Below are 20,466 nucleotides of genomic sequence, written 5' to 3'. Positions count from 1 at the left end.
ATCTTACCAGATCCGTTCGGCGTTTCCGCTTTCCGTTTCCGGCCCCCGTCGGAGCGGGGCGGCCGTCCGGCTTTCGCTTTTCGGCCTTTCCGACTCTATCAGATCCGATGTCCAGTCCGTTGCCGGGCTGAATTCGTTTCCGATTGTGTCGGAGGGGGTTTGCCTTTCGGCTGATCCGACTTTATCAGATTGCTCTGGGTCGGAATTCCGCTCCGTCGGGGCGGCCTCCGGACGTCCAGACGTACCGGGGTTCCCCTTCAGGCGGGACCGTAAACGTACTGGAGCGGGGCGCCCGGATGCAAATCCGGTTGCCCCGCTCCGCGTACCTGTGCAGGCGTACCCCTGAGGGTCAGACCTCGACGACCACCGGAAGGATCATCGGGCGTCGGCGGAAGTTGTCGGAGACCCACTTGCCGACCGCGCGGCGGACGAGCTGCTGGAGCTGGTGGGGCTCCGCGACGCCGTCCTGGGCGGCCTTGGAAAGCGCCTCGTCGATCTTCGGGATCGCGGCGGCGAAGTCCGAGTCGTCGATGCCGGAGCCGCGGGCCTGGATGTGCGGGCCGCCGACGATCTTGCCGGAGCTGGAGTCCACGACCAGGAACACCGAGATGATGCCCTCGTCGCCGAGGATCCGGCGGTCCTTGAGGGAGGACTCGGTGACGTCGCCGACCGACAGGCCGTCGACGTACACGTACCCCGCCTGGACCTTGCCGACGATCTTGGCGACGCCCTTCACCATGTCGACGACCACGCCGTCCTCGGCGATGACGATCCGGTCCTTGGGGACGCCGGTCAGCGCGCCGAGTTCGGCGTTGGCGCGCAGGTGGCGCCATTCGCCGTGCACCGGCATCAGGTTCTTCGGCTTGCAGATGTTGTAGAAGTACAGCAGCTCGCCGGCCGAGGCGTGGCCCGAGACGTGCACCTTGGCGTTGCCCTTGTGGACGACGTTGGCGCCCCACCGGGTCAGGCCGTTGATGACGCGGTAGACCGCGTTCTCGTTGCCGGGGATGAGCGACGACGCCAGGATCACCGTGTCGCCGGGGACGATGCGGATCTGGTGGTCGCGGTTGGCCATCCGGGACAGGGCCGCCATCGGCTCGCCCTGGGAGCCCGTGCAGACCAGCACGACCTCGTCGTCCGGCAGGTCGTCGAGGGTCTTGACGTCGACGACCAGCCCGGCCGGGACCTTCAGGTAGCCCAGCTCGCGGGCGATGCCCATGTTGCGGACCATCGAGCGGCCGACGAAGGCGACCCGGCGGCCGTACTCGTGTGCCGCGTCCAGGATCTGCTGGATGCGGTGCACGTGGCTGGCGAAGCTGGCGACGATGATGCGCTTCTGGGCGCTCGCGAAGACCTGGCGCAGCACGTTGGAAATGTCGCGCTCGGGCGGTACAAAGCCCGGGACCTCGGCGTTCGTGGAGTCGGACAGGAGGAGGTCGATGCCCTCCTCGCCGAGCTTGGCGAACTTCGGGAGGTCGGTCAGGCGGCGGTCCAGCGGGAGCTGGTCCATCTTGAAGTCGCCGGTGTGCACGACCATGCCCGCGGGGGTGCGGATGGCGACCGCGAGGGCGTCCGGGATGGAGTGGTTGACCGCGACGAACTCGCAGTCGAAGGGGCCGATGCCCTCCGTGTCGCCTTCCTTGACCTCCAGCGTGTACGGCCGGATGCGGTGCTCCTGGAGCTTCGCCTCGATGAGGGCGAGGGTCAGCTTGGAGCCGATCAGCGGGATGTCCGGCTTCTCGCGCAGGAGGTAGGGGACGCCGCCGATGTGGTCCTCGTGGCCGTGCGTGAGCACGATGCCGTCGATGTCGTCGAGGCGGTCCCTGATGGACGAGAAGTCCGGCAGGATCAGGTCGATTCCGGGCTGCTCCTCCTCCGGGAAAAGCACTCCGCAGTCGACGATCAGCAACCGGCCACCGTATTCGAAGACGGTCATGTTGCGGCCGATCTCGCCCAGGCCGCCGAGCGGGGTGACGCGCAGGCCGCCCTTGGGGAGCTTCGGCGGCGCGCCGAGCTCAGGATGCGGATGACTCAAAAGACTCTCCTTACCACACGCGCCACGTCGCCCAGGGGCAGCACGTGGCGCGTATGACATTCGTGCACTTGCGGTTTGGCGGTTGTTTTCCGTATTCAGTTGTGAAGTCTGTGGTTACAGCTGTACCCCGCCGGCGGCGAGATCGCGCTTGAGCTGTTCGGTTTCCTCGGCGGACAGTTCCACCAGCGGCAGGCGCAGCGGCCCGGCGGGCAGGCCCTGGAGGCCGAGCGCGGCCTTGGTCGTGATGACGCCCTGGGTGCGGAACATGCCGGTGAAGACCGGCAGCAGCTTCTGGTGGATCTCGGTTGCCTTGGTGACGTCGCCGTGCAGGTGGGCGTCCAGGAGGGCGCGCAGCTCCGGCGTGACGACGTGGCCGACGACGGAGACGAAGCCGACGGCGCCCACGGACAGCAGCGGGAGGTTGAGCATGTCGTCGCCGCTGTACCAGGCGAGGTTGGAGCGCGCGATGGCCCAGCTGGCGCGGCCGAGGTCGCCCTTGGCGTCCTTGTTGGCGACGATGCGCGGGTGCTCGGCGAGCCGCACCATGGTCTCGGTGTTGATCGGGACGCCGCTGCGGCCGGGGATGTCGTAGAGCATGACCGGCAGGTCGGTGGCGTCCGCGATGGCGGTGAAGTGCCGGAAGAGACCTTCCTGCGGGGGCTTGCTGTAGTACGGCGTCACGGCGAGCAGGCCGTGGGCGCCGGCGTCGCGCGCGGCGCGGGCCAGCTGCAGGCTGTGGTCGGTGTCGTTGGTGCCGGCTCCGGCGACGACGAAGGCCCGGTCTCCGACCGCGTCCACCACGGCGCGCACCAGCTGGGCTTTCTCCGCATCGCTGGTGGTCGGTGACTCACCGGTGGTGCCGTTGACGACGAGGCCGTCGTTGCCGGAGTCCACCAGGTGCGCGGCGAGCTGCTGCGCACCGTCGAGGTCGAGAGCGCCATCCGCCGTGAACGGCGTGACCATGGCGGTCAGCACCCGCCCGAAGGGGGTCTGCGGTGTGGAAGTCGGAGCCATGGGTCCCACGCTACTCGTAGCGCACCTCGGGTCGCGCCCCTGGGGAGCCGGGATGTGGACTCCGGCACTGCTTGCTCGGGGGTTCAAGCAGTGCCGGGTCCGTTTCCTCAGCGTAGATGAACTTCTCAAAATGCCGCAATACGGACGCTTGGCACGTCTGTGCGGTCCGGCACGGCCCCCGGGGGCGGCGGCCGGGCCGCACAGCGGTCCCGCAGGCCGCCCGCCGGGGCCGGATCCTTACGGGGCGATACGGCCGTTGGCGTTGAAGGCCGCGTACGTGAGCGGCATCAGCTTGGCCCACTCGGCCTCCATCCGCTCGCCGACCATCTCGATCTCGCGCTGCGGGAAGGACGGCACGGCCGCCAGCTCGTGCTGCGTGCGCAGCCCCAGGAAGTGCATCAGCGAACGGGCGTTGCACGTGGCGTACATGGAGGAGAAGAGGCCGACCGGGAGGACGGCGCGCGCGACCTCGCGGGCGACGCCGGCGGCCAGCATCTCCTGGTACGCCTCGTACGCCTGCCGGTAGGAGTCCTCCATGACCTTGCCGGTCAGCTCGTGCTGCTCGGGGGTGCCGGGGACGAACTCGTACTTGCCGGGGCGGCCCTGCTGGACCAGCTTGCGGGACTCGGAGGGGACGTAGAAGACCGGCTCCAGCTGGCGGTAGCGGCCGGACTCCTCGTTGTAGGACCAGCCGACGCGGTGCCGCATGAACTCGCGGAAGACGAAGATCGGAGCGCTGATGAAGAAGGTCATCGAGTTGTGCTCGAAGGGGCTGCCGTGCCGGTCGCGCATCAGGTAGTTGATCAGACCCTTGGAGCGCTCCGGGTCCTTCTGCAGCTCCTCCAGCGACTGCTCGCCGGCGGTGGAGACGCGGGCCGCCCACAGCACGTCGCTGTCCGCGGCACTGTGCTTGACCAGCTCGACCGTCACCTCACTGCGGAAGCTGGGAGCCGTGCCTTCGGAGCTTTGGACGTTCTCGGCGGGGGTAGGGGACACCGGGCGGATCCTTCCGTTCGTTCCACGTGGGGCGCCCAGCCTACGGCCCGGCACCGACAGTCCCGGAAATACGGCGGGATACCGCGTACCGTACAAAACGGACTCTTCCGCGGTCCGCCCGTACTGCGGTTGATATTTTTCACAGAACTTGCAGAAAACGGGCACCAAACGGACGCGCCAGACGTCTAACCCTGTGACAGTGCCCACTTCGAGGTTCCAAGGAGAGCCCGCTCATGTTCCGCCGGCGAGAGCCCGTACCGTTCGCCTTCGTCGCCGAGGCCGACCGGTTCCGCAGCAACGTCGCGCCCCCGCCTCGAGAACGCGTCAGCCGTGCCCAGCTCGCCGCCCGCTCACTGCTCGGCCTCACGGTCGTGGGCGGCCTGGTCGGCGCACTGATGCTCGGCGTCCCGGCACTCCAGCAGGAGACCGCCGGCGTCGGCACGCACCAGTCCGAGGCGTCGCACGGCCGCTGAGAGCCTGTGCGTCACCCGGCCCGGCGGCATGTGCGCGTGCCGCCGGGCTCGGAAGTGGTTCCGGCCCGTAAGTCCCGATAACCTCACCGGTCACAGCTCTCGTCTGCGTGCCCCTGAGTGAGGATCAGCCGTGCCCCTTGCCTTTCTGACGGCCGACCGCGACCTCGACGACCAGGCCGTCGAAGCGGCCCCCCTGCCCCATACGGGGCCTGACCGCTGGCGCCGTCCTTACCGTCCGGGCCCCGGACGCGTGGGGACGGCGGCCGTGTTTCTGCTGCTGGCCTCGTTCGTCCTGCTGTCGGCGGTGATCATCGCCGCCGCCGGCGCGCTGCCCGCCGCCGGGATCTGCGTCGCCGTCGCGGCCGTCGTCATCGCACTCTCGACACGCTTCCTGCGCGTAGGGGTGTGGGTGAGCGCCCACGGCCTGCGCCAGGTGGAACTGCTGCGGACGACGACGCTGCCCTGGAACGAGGTGGCCGCCGTCCGCACCGTCCAGCGGCCGGTGCGCTGGCTGGGCCTGCCGCGGACGGTGCAGGGGCAGGCGCTGATCGTCGACCGGAAGCGGGGCGGCTCGCTGCGCACGCTCGTCACGGACCGCAACGGGGACTTCCTGGCCCGCCCCGAGGCGTTCGAGCGCGCCGCGGACGTCCTGGAGGCGTGGGCGGCGGAGCACCACCGGTAACCCGCCGGTACGGCCGGGCCCGTACCGGCTTCAGTTCGACCGGCAGCGGCGCCGGTAGTAGGCGTACGTCAGGACGAGCACCAACGGGCCCCACAGGGTGATCAGGCCGCTGACCGTGGAAGCCAGGAGCCGCCACCACACGTTGACGTACGGGACGTCCGAGAAACCGGCGACATGGAATGTGCAGAGCGCCCAGTCGACCAGTAACGCGGTGAAGAGCAGCCCGCCGAGTGTCCCGGGCACGATCACCAGGAGAGGCGGTATGCGCCTGCCGCGGAGCACCGGTACCCAGCCCGGCACGACCTCGCCCCACGGGCGGACCAGACCGCGGCACAGCAGCGCGAACGTCTCGGACAGCAGGCTGAGCGCGAAGACGTAGGTCACGTTGGCCCACCGTTCCCACGTCATAGGAGGAACGTCCGCGCCCATCGTGAAGCCGAACCCGATGGGCAACCGCCACAGACACACCGGCAGGCCGATGAGAGGTATCAGGCGGGCCGTGCGCTCCGCCCAGAGCGGCACAGGCCGCTCGGTTCCCTCGACCGCCCTCGTTGACATCGTTTCGCTGATCGCCATGGAGCCACTGTCCCGGATCCCCGGCGCGCAGGGATCATGCCAGCTCATGATCCGCTTCCCCCATACGGCGGAGGCAGCGCCGTGAACACCCACCGCGTGGCGGAGTGCCACGGCAAGAGGCCGGCCTCAGGCCCGTACCGGCTTGCCGTCGTGCAGGGCGATGGCGCGCTGCATCGCCTTGCGGGCCCGCGGGGTGTCCCGGGCGTCGTGGTAGGCGACGGCCAGCCGGAACCAGGCGCGCCAGTCGTCGGGCGCCTGCTCGGTCTCGGCGCGCCGGCGGTCGAAGACCTCGTCCGCCGAGTCCCGGTCGATGCGCCCGCCCGGCGTGCGCTTGAGCTCGTCGACAGGCAGTCCCCCCTCGGCCTCCAGCTCGCGCGCCAGGCTGCCGGCCTTGCGGGCGAACTGGGTGGTGTGCCAGAGGAACCACAGTCCGATGAACGGCAGGATCAGGACGGCGACGCCGAACGCGACGGTCAGCACGGTGCCCTGCTCGATGAGCAGGACGCCGCGGCTGCCGACGAGGACGAAGTAGACGACCAGGATCGCCGCGAGGACGCAGTAGGTGATCTTTGCACGCACGGTCGGTTCTGCCCGTCAGTCCAGGTCGAGGAAGTTCTCCAGGCCCATGGTCAGGCCGGGAGCCGACACCACGCGGCGCGCGCCGAGCAGGATGCCCGGCATGAAGCTGCTGTGGTGGAGCGAGTCGTGGCGGATGGTGAGGGTCTCCCCCACCCCGCCGAGCAGCACCTCCTGGTGGGCCAGGAGGCCGCGCAGCCGCACGGAGTGGACGGGGATGCCGTCCACGTCCGCGCCGCGTGCGCCGTCCAGCGCGGTGCTCGTGGCGTCCGGCTGCGGCGGGCAGTCCGCCGCGGCGCGGGCCTCGGCGATCAGCTTGGCGGTACGGGCCGCGGTGCCCGAGGGCGCGTCCGCCTTGTTCGGGTGGTGCAGCTCGATGACCTCGGCCGATTCGAAGAACCTGGCCGCCTGCTGCGCGAACCGCATGGTCAGCACCGCGCCGATGGAGAAGTTGGGGGCGATGAGCACGCCCGTACGGGGCGACGCGTCCAGCCAGGAGCGCAGCTGCCCGAGGCGCTCGTCGGTCCAGCCCGTGGTGCCGACGACGCCGTGGATGCCGTTGCGGACGCAGAACTCCAGGTTGTCCATGACCGCGTCCGGGTGAGTCAGCTCGACCGCGACCTGGGCGCCGGCCTCGGTCAGCGTCTCCAGCTGGTCGCCCCGGCCGAGGGCGGCGACCAGCTCCATGTCCTCGGCGGCCTCGACGGCCCGTACGGCCTCGGAGCCGATGCGCCCCTTGGCGCCGAGTACGGCCACGCGCAGCTTGCTCATCGTTTCCCGCTCTCTCTTTCCCAGTACCCCTGGTACGCCTGATGCGAAGGTCAGGCGACCGCGTCGTGCAGCCGGTCCGCCTGCCGGTCCCTCAGCGGGCCGATCACGGACAGCGAGGGACGCTGTCCCAGTACATCGCGGGCGAGCTCCCTGACCTCGTCCGGGGTGACCGCCGCTATCCGGGCCAGCATGTCGTCGACCGACATCTGGGCGCCCCAGCACAGCTCGCTCTTGCCGATGCGGTTCATCAGCGCGCCGGTGTCCTCCAGGCCGAGCACCGTCGAACCGCGCAGCTGTCCGATCGCGCGGCGGACCTCGTCGTCGGTCAGGCCCTCGGCCGCGACCTGGTCGAGCTGGTCGCGGCAGATCTTCAGGACGTCGTCGACCTGGTTCGGGCGGCAGCCCGCGTACACGCCGAACAGGCCGCAGTCGGCGTAGCCGGAGGTGTACGAGTACACGCTGTAGGCCAGGCCGCGCTTCTCGCGTACCTCCTGGAAGAGGCGCGAGCTCATGCCGCCGCCGAGGGCCGTGTTCAGCACGCCCATGGCCCAGCGGCGGTCGTCGGTGCGGGCCAGGCCCGGTACGCCGAGGATGACGTGGGCCTGCTCGGCTTTGCGGTTGAGCAGCTCGACGCGGCCCGCCGTGCGGATCGTCTTGGAGCCGTCGCGCGGGGCCACCGGGACGGCGTCCGTACGGTCGAGGGCACCGGCCTTCTCGAAGGCGGCGCGGACCATGCGGACGACCTTGGCGTGGTCGACGTTGCCGGCGGCGGCGACGACCAGGCGGGTCGGGTCGTAGTGCTTCTTGTAGAAGCGGCGGATGCGCTCGGGGCTGAGCGCGTTGACCGTGTCCACGGAGCCGAGGACCGGGCGGCCGAGGGGGGTGTCGCCGAGCATGGTGTGCGCGAACAGGTCGTGCACGCAGTCGCCCGGGTCGTCCTCGGTCATCGCGATCTCTTCGAGGATCACGCCGCGCTCGGCGTCGACGTCGGCGGGCTCGATGAGCGAGCCGGTCAGCATGTCGCAGACCACGTCGATGGCGAGCGGCAGGTCGGCGTCGAGCACCCGCGCGTAGTAGCAGGTGTACTCCTTCGCCGTGAACGCGTTCATCTCGCCGCCGACCTCCTCGATGGCGGCGGAGATGTCCAGGGCGCTGCGCTTCCTGGTGCCCTTGAAGAGCAGGTGTTCCAGGTAGTGGGTGGCGCCGTTCAGCGAGGGCGTCTCGTCGCGGGAGCCGACGTTGGCCCAGATGCCGAAGGTGACGGAGCGGACGGAGGGCAGGGTCTCGGTGACGACGCGCAGGCCGCCGGGCAGGACCGTCTTGCGGACCGTGCCGGCGCCGCCCGTCCCCTTGAGAAGCGTTTGGGTACGGGCGACGGCCCGCCCCTCCGAAGAGGTGCGGGCCGTCGTCCGTGAGCTACGGGACGTCACTTGGCGGCGTCGTCCTTCGCCTCGTCGTCTTCGCCCTCGATGACCGGGGCCAGCGACAGCTTGCCGCGCTGGTCGATCTCGGCGATCTCCACCTGGACCTTGGCGCCCACGGCGAGCACGTCCTCGACGTTCTCCACGCGCTTGCCGCCGGCCAGCTTGCGGATCTGCGAGATGTGCAGCAGGCCGTCCTTGCCGGGGAGCAGGGAGACGAACGCACCGAAGGTGGTGGTCTTGACGACCGTGCCCAGGTAGCGCTCGCCGACCTCCGGCATGGTCGGGTTGGCGATGCCGTTGATCGTGGCGCGGGCGGCCTCGGCGGCCGGGCCGTCGGCGGCACCGATGTAGATGGTGCCGTCGTCCTCGATCGTGATGTCGGCGCCGGTGTCCTCCTGGATCTGGTTGATCATCTTGCCCTTGGGGCCGATGACCTCACCGATCTTGTCCACCGGGATCTTGACGGTGATGATGCGCGGCGCGTTCGGGGACATCTCGTCCGGAACGTCGATCGCCTCGTTCATCACGTCCAGGATGTGCAGACGGGCGTCGCGGGCCTGCTTGAGGGCCGCGGCCAGCACGGACGCCGGGATGCCGTCCAGCTTGGTGTCCAGCTGCAGGGCGGTGACGAACTGCTTCGTACCGGCGACCTTGAAGTCCATGTCGCCGAACGCGTCCTCCGCACCGAGGATGTCGGTGAGCGCGACGTAGTGCGTCTTGCCGTCGATCTCCTGGGAGATCAGGCCCATGGCGATGCCGGCGACCGGGGCCTTGAGCGGCACACCGGCGTTCAGCAGCGACATCGTCGAGGCGCAGACCGAGCCCATCGAGGTCGAGCCGTTGGAGCCCAGCGCCTCGGAGACCTGGCGGATGGCGTACGGGAACTCCTCGCGCGTCGGCAGCACCGGCACGATGGCACGCTCGGCGAGCGCGCCGTGGCCGATCTCGCGGCGCTTGGGCGAGCCCACGCGGCCGGTCTCGCCGACCGAGTACGGCGGGAAGTTGTAGTTGTGCATGTAGCGCTTGCGGGTCACCGGGGAAAGGGTGTCCAGCTGCTGCTCCATGCGGAGCATGTTCAGGGTGGTGACGCCCAGGATCTGGGTCTCGCCACGCTCGAACAGCGCCGAGCCGTGCACGCGCGGGATCGCCTCGACCTCGGCGGCGAGCGTACGGATGTCCGTGACGCCACGGCCGTCGATGCGGACCTTGTCCTTGATGACGCGCTCACGCACGAGGGACTTGGTCAGCGCGCGGTAGGCGGCGGAGATCTCCTTCTCGCGGCCCTCGAACTGCGGCAGCAGCTTCTCGGCGGCCACGGCCTTGACGCGGTCCAGCTCGGCCTCGCGGTCCTGCTTGCCCGCGATGGTCAGCGCCTGCGCCAGCTCGTCCTTGACGGCGGCGGTCAGCGCCTCCAGGACGTCGTCCTGGAAGTCGAGGAAGACCGGGAAGTCGCCGACCGGCTTCGCGGCCTTGGCGGCCAGGTCCGACTGGGCCTTGCACAGCACCTTGATGAAGGGCTTGGCGGCCTCCAGGCCGGCGGCGACGACCTCCTCGGTGGGGGCCTCGGCGCCGTCCTTGACCAGCTGGATGGTCTTCTCGGTGGCCTCGGCCTCGACCATCATGATCGCGACGTCGCCGTCCGGGAGGACGCGGCCGGCCACGACCATGTCGAAGACCGCGTTCTCCAGCTCGGTGTGGGTCGGGAAGGCGACCCACTGGCCGTTGATCAGCGCGACACGGGTGCCGCCGATCGGGCCGGAGAAGGGCAGGCCGGCCAGCTGCGTGGAGCAGGAGGCGGCGTTGATGGCGACCACGTCGTAGAGGTGGTCGGGGTTGAGAGCCATGATCGTCTCGACGATCTGGATCTCGTTGCGCAGGCCCTTCTTGAAGGAGGGGCGCAGCGGCCGGTCGATCAGGCGGCAGGTGAGGATCGCGTCCTCGGAGGGCCGGCCCTCACGGCGGAAGAAGGAGCCGGGGATCTTGCCGGCCGCGTACATGCGCTCTTCGACGTCCACCGTCAGGGGGAAGAAGTCGAGCTGGTCCTTGGGCGTCTTGGACGCGCTGGTGGCCGACAGCACCATGGTGTCGTCGTCCAGGTACGCGACGGCGGAGCCGGCGGCCTGCTTGGCCAGGCGGCCCGTCTCGAAGCGGATGGTGCGGGTGCCGAAGGAGCCGTTGTCGATGACGGCCTCGGCGTAGTGGGTCTCGTTCTCCACCAGGAATATCTCCTCGTCTGCGTCCACCGCCCGTGTGGCGGCGGACCTTCGTCGGTGGAGCGCCGGGGTTGCGGGCCGGTCTTCGATCGAAGCACCCGGATACGGGGTCGCGCGGTTCGTTCCGCGCGCCATCCGGGGGCCACTACCGAGGACCGGCGGCTGAAAGGCGCTCCACCTCGTTCGCTATGGCGTTATGGGACCAGACTACAAAGCTCCGGTCCACCAGGCAGTGGACCGAACGTCCGGTGCGTACGGCAAAGGGAGCGGCCCCCGGATGTGGGAACCGCTCCCTTCACGACGTGTTACTTGGCGCCCGCCGCACCGCGGCGGATGCCCAGGCGCTCGACCAGCGCGCGGAAGCGCGTGATGTCCTTCTTCGCCAGGTACTGCAGCAGGCGGCGGCGCTGGCCGACCAGGAGCAGCAGACCACGGCGGGAGTGGTGGTCGTGCTTGTGGACCTTGAGGTGCTCGGTCAGGTCCGAGATGCGGCGGGAGAGCATCGCGACCTGGACCTCGGGGGAGCCGGTGTCACCCTCCTTGGTGGCGAACTCGGCCATGATCTGCTTCTTCGTAGCGGCGTCGAGCGACACGCGGTACTCCTCTTGATATCCATCGGGCCCGCGAGCGCCCCTGGATTGACTTCACAGGGGATCTTGGATGACTCAACAAAGGCCGTCACCCAGAGTACCAGCTGCAAACGGCCCCCCGACCGGGCGGTCAGAGGGCCGTACGGACGGGTGACCCGGTGCCGCTCGGGGGTCACCCGTCCTGAGGAGTCCGTGCGGGCCCCGGCTAGGAGCTGGTCAGGCCGCGTACGGTGCCGTACACGTCCAGGACCGCCAGGCACAGCGGTACCAGCGACAGCAGGACGACGCCGTCGAAGATGTCGAAGAGGCGGCCCCAGAAGGGGGTGACCCCCTTGCGCGGGACGACCAGGCCCACACCGACCAGGACGGCGGCGCCGGCCGCGATGCTGCTGGAGAACCAGACCGTACGGATGTTGAGCGGGCCGGAGTCGCCGAAGCGCACCAGGTCGGCGAGGACGTCCACCGGGGGGTGCAGCGCGATGCCCAGGATGAGCAGCACGATGGTCAGGATGCCGGCGATGGTCATGCAGGCGACCTGCGCGGTGTAGTCGAAGAGCCGGGCCCGCAGCATGATCGTGATGCCCGCGGCCAGCGCCAGCAGCTGCGCCCAACTGTTGTCGGAGAAGCCGAGGACGACGCCGGCGGAGCCGACGACCAGCGCGGAGCAGCCCGCGACCAGGCCGAGCAGCAGTTCGTGGCCGCGCTTGGCCTGGTTGCCGATCTTGACGAAGTCGACCGACTCCGTGACGCTCTGGTCGCCGTCGTGGTGCGGGCCCTTGGCGATCTGGTCGGGCGACTTGTAGCCGATCGGCAGCCGGGCGAAGCGCGAGGACAGGCCGGGCAGCCAGGCGACGACGGCGATGGCGACGATGGCGGTGACCGCGGCGACCTCGCGCGGCTCGGCCTCGGTGAGGATGGACGCGAAGACCGCGAGGGTGCCGATGGTGGCCAGGAAGGCGGCGGCCACGAAGGGCGCGTCGCCGCGCGGCAGCAGCATCGTGAGCAGGACCGAGGCGATCAGCACGGTCACGCAGCCGACCAGGAACTGCAGCCGCCCCGGGCCCTCGCCGTCGGCCACCGGCATGATCCCGGAGCCGGCGAGCAGCAGGTGCGGCAGCGAGGCCAGGCCCAGCGCGATGGACGAGGCGTGGTCGTCGTAGACCCGGGCCCGTACGCCGGACAGGGCGACCAGGACGATGCCCGTCACGCCGGCGATGATGCCGGGCAGCCGGTGCATGTCGCGGTCGACCGGGTTCGAGAACCACAGGGCGAACGCCATCATGACGAGCAGCAGCACGCCGGCGGTGAGGCCGACGATGTTCATCAGGTCGTCGCTCCAGCGGTTGCGGTTGCGCTTGACCGCGGAGGCGACGGCGTCCGAGACGTCGTCGAAGACCGGCAGCGGCAGCGACTCGGCGAACGGCCGGAGCAGGAGCAGGTCGCCGTCGAGGATGCGCTGCTGCGCGAGGGACTGCCCCGCGTCCAGGACCGTGCCGTCGCGGCGCACCAGGTGGTAACCGGTGGGGGCGCCCTCCGCCTGGGACTGGCCGGAGAGCCGCAGGATCTCCGGATAAATATCGACGAGTGCGACATCCTCGGGCAGTGCCACGTCGATCCGTGCGTCCGGCGCGGCGACTGTGACCCGGCAGAAGCCGGTGCCTGTAGTCGTGCTCACCTGGCGGTTCCCCCTATCCGTTGGGCAGTTTGTCGCGTGCGTGCCTTATATATAGGGGCCGCCGTCACCGTGCCTTATATAAGGGACGTCGTTACGGGGCCGTGGGCGCGCTCGCGAGGCGTCAGCGTACCCCCCAATTAGGCCGCCGCCCCACCCACCCCGGCACTTGACCGTTAACAGTAGGATCAACGCCTGCGTCGGGCCATGGACTTGGTCCGGGGGACCGTCGAACCAACGGGGGCGGTCCGAGACTGCGAGATGCATGAAGGACTGATGCCTCGGTGAGCGTTGTCATCGTCAAGCGCCCGCCCCGCGCGCTTCCACCGGATATCCCCAGTGAGGAGTTGACGCTCGAAGCTCCGCCGGAGCTGCCCCGCGAGGGCGAAGACAACATGCTGATGAACCTCATGCCGATGATGGGCATGGCGGGTTCGGCAGGTTTCTTGTTCATGGGCACCCAGCCGTTCATGAAGATCATGGGCGGCGTGATGGTGGTTTCCACCCTCGCGATGGCTATTGTCCAGATCGTCAAGGCCCGCCAAGGGCCTTCCGGGCAAATGCTCCAGGAACGCCAGGATTACCTCAAATACTTGGCGCAGAAGCGAAAGGAAGTACGGCGCACCGCGCGCAAACAGCGCGACGCGCAACTTTTTCTCCACCCGGACCCGGGTCAATTGTGGTCGATCGTGGCCGAGGGCAAACGGGTGTGGGAACGCCGTGCGTCCGATGCCGACTTCGCACAGGTACGCATGGGGCTGGGCCCGCAGCAGCTGGCAACTCCCCTGAAAGCCCCGGAGACCGCGCCGGTCGACGAGCTGGAACCGCTCACCGCGCACGCGATGAAGGAATTCCTCGACAAGCACGGGCACCTGGAAGAGCTGCCGCTCGCGGTGTCGCTGCGCGCCTTCTACCACTTGACGATTTCCGGCGACCCGGACACGGTCTACGGCTCGGCGCGCGCCATCGTCGCGCAGCTGTGCACCCTGCACTCGCCGGAGGACCTGGTCGTCGCCGTGGTGGCCGCGCCGGGCGCGCAGGCCGAGTGGGAGTGGACCAAGTGGCTGCCCCACGTGCAGGACAAGACCACCGACGGCGCCGGCACCCGGCGTCTGGTCGTCGGTGACCTGGGCGAGATCGAGGAACTGCTCGCCGACGAGCTGGAGGGCCGCGGCCGCTTCAACCCGCAGGGCACGCCGGTCACCGACACCCCGCACGTGGTGATCGTGCTGGACGCCGGCGAGGTGCCGATGGACTCGGTGATCGCCGGGGCCGAGGGCCTTCAGGGCGTCACGATCCTGGAGGTCGTGCCGGGCGACCTGGACGAGATCCGGGGCGGTCTGGCCGTCCAGGTGTGGCCGGGCAAGCTGGTGCTGGAGTCGGCGAGCGGCGCGGTCTACAACGGCACCGTGGACACCCTGTCGGTCTCCGAGGCGGAGTCGCTGGCGCGCCAGCTCGCGCCGCTGCGGGCCGGTTCGGGCGCCGACGGCGAGGAGCCGCTGCTGTCCAACCTGGACTTCACGGACCTGATGAACATCGGCGACGCCGGTTCGGTGGAGGTCTCGCGCACCTGGCGTCCGCGCACCCTGCACGAGCGGCTGCGGGTGCCCATCGGTGTCGACAAGGACGGCCAGCCCGTCATGCTCGACATCAAGGAGGCCTCGCAGGAGGGCATGGGCCCGCACGGCCTGTGCGTCGGCGCGACCGGTTCCGGCAAGTCCGAGGTGCTGCGCACCCTGGTGCTCGCCCTGGCGGTCACCCACTCCTCGGAGACGCTGAACTTCATCCTCGCGGACTTCAAGGGCGGCGCCACGTTCACCGGTATGTCCGAGATGCCGCACGTGGCGGCGGTCATCACCAACCTGGCCGACGACGTCAGCCTGATCGACCGCATGCGCGACTCGATCACCGGTGAGCTGCAGCGCCGTCAGGAACTGCTGCGCTCGGCGGGCAACTACGCCAACATCACCGACTACGAGAAGGCCCGCGCGGCCGGCGCCCCGCTGGACCCGCTGCCCTCGCTGGTGATGGTGCTGGACGAGTTCTCCGAGCTGCTGACCGCCAAGCCGGACTTCATCGACATGTTCATCCAGATCGGCCGCATCGGTCGTTCGATGGGTGTGCACATGCTGCTCGCCTCGCAGCGTCTGGAAGAGGGCAAGCTGCGCGGCCTGGACACGTTCCTGTCGTACCGGCTGGGCCTGCGGACGTTCTCCGCGGCCGAGTCCCGTACGGCGATCGGCGTGCCGGACGCCTACCACCTGCCCAACGTGCCGGGCTCCGGCATCCTGAAGTACGACACCGAGACGATGGTGCAGTTCAAGGCCGCGTACGTGTCCGGCCCCTACCGCGGGCCCGGCGTCGGCGGTGGCGGCGGTGGCGGTCGTACGACCCGGATGCCGGTGCCGTTCACGGCGTCGCCGGTGCTGGCGCCGATCGTCGAGGAGATCATCGCCGAGGAGCCGTCGCTCACGCAGCAGCAGGACGACGCGCTGGCCGACACCGTCCTGGACGTGATCGTCCAGCGGATGCAGGGCCAGGGCCCGCCGGCGCACCAGGTGTGGCTGCCGCCGCTGGACGAGTCGCCCACGGTCAACCAGCTGCTCCCGGCGCTCGCGGTCACGCCCGAGCGGGGCGTGCACGCCCCGGAGTACACGGCGCTCGGCAAGCTGGTCGTGCCGGTCGCGCTCGTGGACAAGCCGTTCGAGCAGCGGCGCGACGTGATGTACCTGGACTTCTCCGCGGGCGCCGGTCACGGCCTGGTCGTCGGTGGGCCGCAGTCCGGCAAGTCGACGCTGATCCGCTCCGCCATGGCGGGCTTCGCGCTCACCCACACCCCGGCCGAGGTGCAGTTCTACTGCCTCGACTTCGGTGGCGGCGGCATGCTGGCCATGGAGGACCTGCCGCACGTCGGCGGCGTCGCCTCCCGGCTGGACGCGGAGAAGGTCCGCCGTACGGTCGCCGAGGTCGTCGGCATCCTCAACGAGCGCGAGGAGTTCTTCCGCGCGAACAGCATCGACTCCATGGGGACGTACCGCCAGCGGCGCGCCGCCGGTTCCTACCCGGACCAGAAGTGGGGTGACGTCTTCCTCGTCATCGACGGCTGGGGCACGTTCAAGACCGACTACGAGCAGCTCGACCCGGTCATCCTGGACATCGCCAGCCGCGGCCTGGGCTTCGGCATCCACCTGATCCTCGGCGCCTCCCGCTACACCGAGGTGCGCCCCGCGCTGCGCGACCAGCTGCTGAACCGCGTCGAGCTGCGGCTCGGCGACCCGATGGAGTCGGAGTTCGACCGCAAGCGCGCGGAGAACGTGCCGATGGGCCGCCCCGGCCGCGGTCTGTCCCCCGAGAAGCTGGACTACCTGGCGGCGCTGCCCCGTATCGACGGCGTCCAGGAGGCGGAGAGCCTCAGCGACGGCATGGCGCACCTGGTGGCCACCGTCAAGGAGCACTGGCAGGGCGCGCCCGCGCCGAAGGTGCGGATGCTGCCGACGCTGCTGCCGGCGAGCGACCTGCCCAAGGGCGGCGACTACCCGGAGCACGGCATCGCGATCGGTGTCGACGAGACGACGCTGTCCCCGGCGTTCATCGACTTCGAGACCGACCCGCTGCTGGTCATCTACGGCGAGAGCGAGTCCGGCAAGTCCGCGCTGCTGCGTCTGATCGCCAAGCAGATCTCGGAGCGCTACCCGTCGGACAAGGCGCTCATGGTGGTCTCCGACTACCGGCGCGCGCTGCTCGGCGAGATCCCCGAGAGCCACATGTACAAGTACTGTGCCGCGGGGCCGCAGCTCCAGGAGGTCATCACCGGGCTCGCCGGTTCCCTGGGCCGCCGCATGCCGGGACCGGACGTCACGCCGGAGCAGCTGCGCAACCGCAGCTGGTACGACCTGCCGGACGCGTTCGTGATCGTGGACGACTACGACCTGGTGGCGACCAGCAGCGGCAACCCGCTGCAGCCGCTGCTGGAGTACCTGCCGTTCGCCCGTGACCTGGGCCTGCGCCTGATCCTGGCACGCAGCTCCTCGGGCGCGGGGCGGTCCTCGTTCGAGCCCGTGATGCAGCGTACGAAGGAGCTCGGTGCCCAGGGCCTGATCCTTTCGGGTGACCCGGGCGAGGGCCCGCTGATGGGCAACATCAAGGCGACCAGTCTGACGCCGGGGCGTGCGCACTTCATCACGCGCAAGCGCGGGGCCCAGCTGGTGCAGACCGGATGGCTGCCCGCGCACAGCGGCTGAGGCCCAGTGCGGCGGCCGCGGGCCGCCGGTGACGGGAAGACGGTGGGGCGCTCCTCCTTCGGGAGGGGCGCCCCACCGTCGTTGCGGGCGGGCCGCCGGCCGTCCGCGCGGGCTCAGCCGAAAGCGCCGTGGCGGCCCACGTCGGGGGACGGGTCCTTGGTGCCGGACCGCCGGGCCTCCGGGGTCTCGGGCGCCGCTCCGGGCTCGTCCTTGCCCGCGGGGACGGCCGGTTCCGCCGCTCGCCGGGCCTGCGCCTTCGGTGTCGCCTCGGCGGCGACCGCCTCGGCCGCCGGCACTCCCGTACGTACGCCCTCGGCCACCCCCGCGCCACCCCGCGCGCTCTTCGGGTCACCGGCCTGCGGCGGCCCGAAGGGGTCGGGCCCCTGAGGCGCGCCGGAGGCCGCCCACTGAGCGGTCAGCGGAGGCCGCTGGCCCTGGCCGCCCTTGCCCCCCTTGCCGCGGAAGGCGCCGCCGAGCGACGTGGCGAGCTGTCCCAGCGCCATGAAGCCGTACGCGGTCTGTGTACCGGACGACTGCGAGCCGTCGTCCTGGGAGCCCGCCGAGCCGGAGTCGTGCGCTGCGGGCTCCGCGCCCTGTCCCCCGCCGCCGTGCGCCCCCTTGTCCTGGGAGGCGGCCGCGTTCTCCAGGTCGGCGGCGGCCAGCTCGAAGACCGGCAGCGTCTCGTCGACGGACCGCTTGAGCCGGTGCCAGTCCGCCGCGAACGCCTCGCCCGCCGGGCCCTGCCAGTTGGCGGCCGCGGCCTTGCCCACCTGCCGGTCCAGGTCCCGTACGAGGCCGTCCAGGCGCTTGCCCATGTCCCGCCAGCCGGCCGCCGCCTCGTGCAGGGCCAGGGGATTGCGCTGCTCGGTCACTGGACACCCCGGATCGTCTTGACGAGTTCGTCCTCCGCCGCGTCCGTCGACACGGCGGTCTCCTTGAGGCCGCCGGCGACCTCCGCCAGCCGCTGCCGCAGCTGTCCGAGGGCGCGCTCGGCCTGCTCGTACAGCTCCAGGTACGGGCCCGCCGCCGCGCGCGAACCGAATCCGTCGCACAGCGCTTCGGCGTCGCTGCGCCGTCTGAACGAGGTCAGCTGACGGCCCAGGTCGTCCGCGGATATCTCGAACGCGGTACCGAGCTTGTGCAGCTCCTCGGTACTGATCCGGACCTCGTCTGACATCTTTTCTCCCCGAATTGATTGGCGCGGCTCGAATGACGCCGCTCGAATGGCGCGGCGGCCTGCCGGACAAGGTCCCAGGTCTAGCACACCCGCATTGCGGCCGACGGCCACGTCCGAACCGGCCGGACGGCAACCCGGGCGGAATGAAAAGGGACCAATATCCCGCAATGCCAACAACCCTCCTTGACGAGTCGTTCACATCCGTCATTAGACTCATGACGCCGGTGCAGCACACGCGGTTGCTGTGCCACGGAGTTCCCTGGGGGAGATGACATGAGCGGCAACAGCGGCATGGGCAATGAGCGGCAGATCCAGGACGAGGACCTGATGGACGTCGCCCAGGACCACGAGCAGGCCCACCGGCTGCGCAAGGCCCTGCAGACGCTGGCCACCAATCCCAATGTCGGCGGAAAGCTCCAGGAGATGGCCCAGGAGGTGCTCTCCGGGCGGATCGGCATGAAGGACGCCATCCAGTCCGAGGACTACATGGGGGCGATCGGCGACCGTATGAACGAAATGCGGCGGGCCGCGGAGAACCAGACGCAGGCCGAGCGGGAGGCGTCCCGCGAGCAGTTCGCGAAGTGGCAGAAGGAGCAGGAGGAGCAGGAGGACCGGGAGCGCGCCGAGCGCGACGGCCCTTCGGGCGCCATCGTGACGGGACCGCGGCGCGGCGGCCGGGGCCACCGGGACTGAACCGGCCCCCATTCGGCAGCACGTTCTCCTGCTTGTCCGCTCTCTTGATCGGCATTGCTAATGTGCACGCTCGCGTGCCGGTGAAGCGCACGGGGGAGAGAGCGGAGCAAAATGCCACATATTCGGGCGCTCGGTAAGGGTGCGAGAATCACGGCCGGTGCGTTGTGCCTGCTTTTCTTCCTGCACACCCTGGTATGGCTGGGCCATGATCTTGTGGAAGCCGGTCCCGCCGTTTTGTGGGATTTCTGGACCGGCGGCAGGGCTCCCGGTTCCGGGGCTTCGCCCGCCGCCGTCTACCCGGTGACGACTCCGTACGACGTGGGCCTCGCGGTACTGCAAGGCGCCGCCGTCTGGACCGCTTTCGCCGGGCAGCGGACGGCCGGCGGAGTGCTCGCGGTGGCGACGGCGCTGACGTTCTCCGCCCGTCTGCAGGCGATCATCAGCACCGGCAGCCACACCTCGACCGAGCGCTGGTTCCTCGGCCTGGGCGACGGCGACGACACGACCCTCATGAACGTCTTCCTCTCCTCGGGCGTGGTGGTGCTGCTGGCCTTCGTCACCGCCGTCGTACTACTGGCGGGCATGCGCCCCTGGCCGCCGCTGAACGCGGCACCCGGTACGCCCCCGCTGCGCCCCGCGGGCCCGGCCGGTGCCGTGTCCGCCGCCGTGCTGGGCGTGTTCACGCTCGGCTGCCTCTGCTGGATCGGCTACACGCTGACGCAGTCCCTCGGCGGCACGTACGGAGCCCCGCTCGAAGCCCTGCTCCTCGGTCGCGGCCTGCTCGTCGGCCTGCTCGGTCTCGCGACCGGCTGGGCCTGGCTGACCTTCCTGCCGCTGTACGCGGTCGGCGCGCTGCTGGCCGCCACCCGGCGGGTCTCCGCGCGCGGCTTCGCCCTCGGGCTGGCGCTGACGCTGCTGCCGGTCGCCGTGCTGAACATGTGCGCGTACCTGCGTACCGGAACGCTCTTCGAACTGGGTGACATCGCCCCGGGCGCCGCGCTGCTGGGCAGGGCGCAGACGGTGGTGGAACTGGCCGGGTCGGTCGTGGTGCTCGCACTGATGGGGCGGCGCGGCGAGCCGGCCCTGCCAGGGATGCCGGGGGTGCCGGGGCCCGTCGGCGCGCCCGGGTTCGGGGCCTTCGGAATGCCGGGACCCGGCGCTCCGGCGCCCGGCGGATACCAGGTGGCGCCGCCCCCGCCGGGATACGCGGGCCACCCGGCACCGGGCGGATACCAGGCGCCGAGTGGGTATCAGGCGCCCGGCGGATACCCGCCGCCCCAGGGAGGCTTCGGCCCGCCGCCCGCGGGCTGAACCCGCCGCCGGGCGGCGGTAG

Annotated in this window: 17 protein-coding genes; 5 read left to right on the top strand and 12 right to left on the bottom strand. The window is 70.2% G+C overall.

What is annotated here, in order from left to right:
* Positions 1–349: 349 nt before the first annotated feature.
* The 3 genes from ACH4K4_RS22955 to thyX all read right to left on the bottom strand — a co-directional run bounded on the left by ACH4K4_RS22955 (position 350) and on the right by thyX (position 4,045).
* The gene (locus tag ACH4K4_RS22955) at positions 350–2,035 is read right to left on the bottom strand and encodes a ribonuclease J (RefSeq protein WP_398169605.1); all 1,686 of its coding nucleotides are present in this window, start codon (positions 2,033–2,035) and stop codon (positions 350–352) included.
* Positions 2,036–2,149: 114 nt separating this feature from the next.
* The gene (dapA, locus tag ACH4K4_RS22950; RefSeq protein ID WP_360137795.1) at positions 2,150–3,049 is read right to left on the bottom strand and encodes a 4-hydroxy-tetrahydrodipicolinate synthase; all 900 of its coding nucleotides are present in this window, start codon (positions 3,047–3,049) and stop codon (positions 2,150–2,152) included.
* Positions 3,050–3,286: 237 nt separating this feature from the next.
* Complete coding sequence (thyX, locus tag ACH4K4_RS22945) at positions 3,287–4,045, bottom strand: FAD-dependent thymidylate synthase (protein ID WP_360137792.1); 759 nt, start codon at positions 4,043–4,045, stop codon at positions 3,287–3,289.
* A gap of 233 nt (positions 4,046–4,278) precedes the next feature.
* Between thyX and ACH4K4_RS22940 the strand changes: the two genes are divergently transcribed.
* The gene (locus tag ACH4K4_RS22940; protein WP_398169603.1) at positions 4,279–4,518 is read left to right on the top strand and encodes a hypothetical protein; all 240 of its coding nucleotides are present in this window, start codon (positions 4,279–4,281) and stop codon (positions 4,516–4,518) included.
* Positions 4,519–4,648: 130 nt separating this feature from the next.
* On the top strand, positions 4,649–5,200 hold the full coding sequence (locus ACH4K4_RS22935; RefSeq protein ID WP_398169602.1) for a hypothetical protein: 552 nt from the start codon (positions 4,649–4,651) through the stop codon (positions 5,198–5,200).
* Between the two features lie 30 nt (positions 5,201–5,230).
* Here the strand turns inward: ACH4K4_RS22935 and ACH4K4_RS22930 are convergent, their stop codons facing one another.
* From ACH4K4_RS22930 to eccD, 7 genes are all read right to left on the bottom strand, one after another.
* Positions 5,231–5,776 (bottom strand): hypothetical protein, encoded by a 546-nt coding sequence (locus ACH4K4_RS22930; RefSeq protein WP_398169601.1) that lies wholly within the window; start codon positions 5,774–5,776, stop codon positions 5,231–5,233.
* A 126-nt stretch (positions 5,777–5,902) separates the two neighbouring features.
* Complete coding sequence (locus ACH4K4_RS22925; protein ID WP_398169599.1) at positions 5,903–6,355, bottom strand: hypothetical protein; 453 nt, start codon at positions 6,353–6,355, stop codon at positions 5,903–5,905.
* A 15-nt stretch (positions 6,356–6,370) separates the two neighbouring features.
* A complete protein-coding gene (dapB, locus tag ACH4K4_RS22920; RefSeq protein WP_398169598.1) occupies positions 6,371–7,123 on the bottom strand; it encodes a 4-hydroxy-tetrahydrodipicolinate reductase in 753 nt (250 codons plus the stop codon).
* 50 nt (positions 7,124–7,173) lie between these two features.
* Positions 7,174–8,553 (bottom strand): M16 family metallopeptidase, encoded by a 1,380-nt coding sequence (locus ACH4K4_RS22915; protein ID WP_398169597.1) that lies wholly within the window; start codon positions 8,551–8,553, stop codon positions 7,174–7,176.
* Positions 8,550–10,763 (bottom strand): polyribonucleotide nucleotidyltransferase, encoded by a 2,214-nt coding sequence (locus tag ACH4K4_RS22910; protein ID WP_398169626.1) that lies wholly within the window; start codon positions 10,761–10,763, stop codon positions 8,550–8,552. Before ACH4K4_RS22910 ends, ACH4K4_RS22915 begins: the two co-directional genes overlap by 4 nt.
* A 302-nt stretch (positions 10,764–11,065) precedes the next feature.
* Positions 11,066–11,353, bottom strand: coding sequence for a 30S ribosomal protein S15 (gene rpsO, locus ACH4K4_RS22905; protein ID WP_003982664.1), 288 nt, complete (start codon positions 11,351–11,353; stop codon positions 11,066–11,068).
* A 202-nt stretch (positions 11,354–11,555) separates the two neighbouring features.
* On the bottom strand, positions 11,556–13,025 hold the full coding sequence (gene eccD, locus ACH4K4_RS22900; protein WP_398169596.1) for a type VII secretion integral membrane protein EccD: 1,470 nt from the start codon (positions 13,023–13,025) through the stop codon (positions 11,556–11,558).
* Between the two features lie 281 nt (positions 13,026–13,306).
* Between eccD and eccCa the strand changes: the two genes are divergently transcribed.
* Positions 13,307–17,263 (top strand): type VII secretion protein EccCa, encoded by a 3,957-nt coding sequence (eccCa, locus tag ACH4K4_RS22895; protein ID WP_398169594.1) that lies wholly within the window; start codon positions 13,307–13,309, stop codon positions 17,261–17,263.
* Positions 17,264–17,376: 113 nt separating this feature from the next.
* Here eccCa and ACH4K4_RS22890 read toward each other — a convergent pair whose 3' ends face one another.
* Together ACH4K4_RS22890 and ACH4K4_RS22885 are read right to left on the bottom strand one after the other, a co-directional pair.
* On the bottom strand, positions 17,377–18,135 hold the full coding sequence (locus ACH4K4_RS22890) for a WXG100 family type VII secretion target (RefSeq protein ID WP_398169593.1): 759 nt from the start codon (positions 18,133–18,135) through the stop codon (positions 17,377–17,379).
* Positions 18,132–18,440 (bottom strand): hypothetical protein, encoded by a 309-nt coding sequence (locus ACH4K4_RS22885; RefSeq protein ID WP_398169591.1) that lies wholly within the window; start codon positions 18,438–18,440, stop codon positions 18,132–18,134. The genes ACH4K4_RS22890 and ACH4K4_RS22885 overlap by 4 nt, the downstream gene beginning before the upstream one ends.
* A 273-nt stretch (positions 18,441–18,713) precedes the next feature.
* Between ACH4K4_RS22885 and ACH4K4_RS22880 the strand changes: the two genes are divergently transcribed.
* Together ACH4K4_RS22880 and ACH4K4_RS22875 are read left to right on the top strand one after the other, a co-directional pair.
* A complete protein-coding gene (locus ACH4K4_RS22880) occupies positions 18,714–19,133 on the top strand; it encodes a hypothetical protein (protein WP_398169590.1) in 420 nt (139 codons plus the stop codon).
* A 300-nt stretch (positions 19,134–19,433) separates the two neighbouring features.
* Positions 19,434–20,444 carry a hypothetical protein gene (locus tag ACH4K4_RS22875; protein WP_398169589.1) on the top strand — a complete coding sequence of 337 codons (1,011 nt, stop codon included), beginning with the start codon at positions 19,434–19,436 and terminating at the stop codon, positions 20,442–20,444.
* Positions 20,445–20,466 lie beyond the last annotated feature (22 nt).

This window comes from Streptomyces sp. NPDC017529 (assembly GCF_044329785.1).
Lineage (GTDB): Bacteria > Actinomycetota > Actinomycetes > Streptomycetales > Streptomycetaceae > Streptomyces.
The sequence above is the reverse complement of the archived record's forward strand: the minus strand, read 5'-3'. Positions and strand labels throughout refer to the sequence as shown.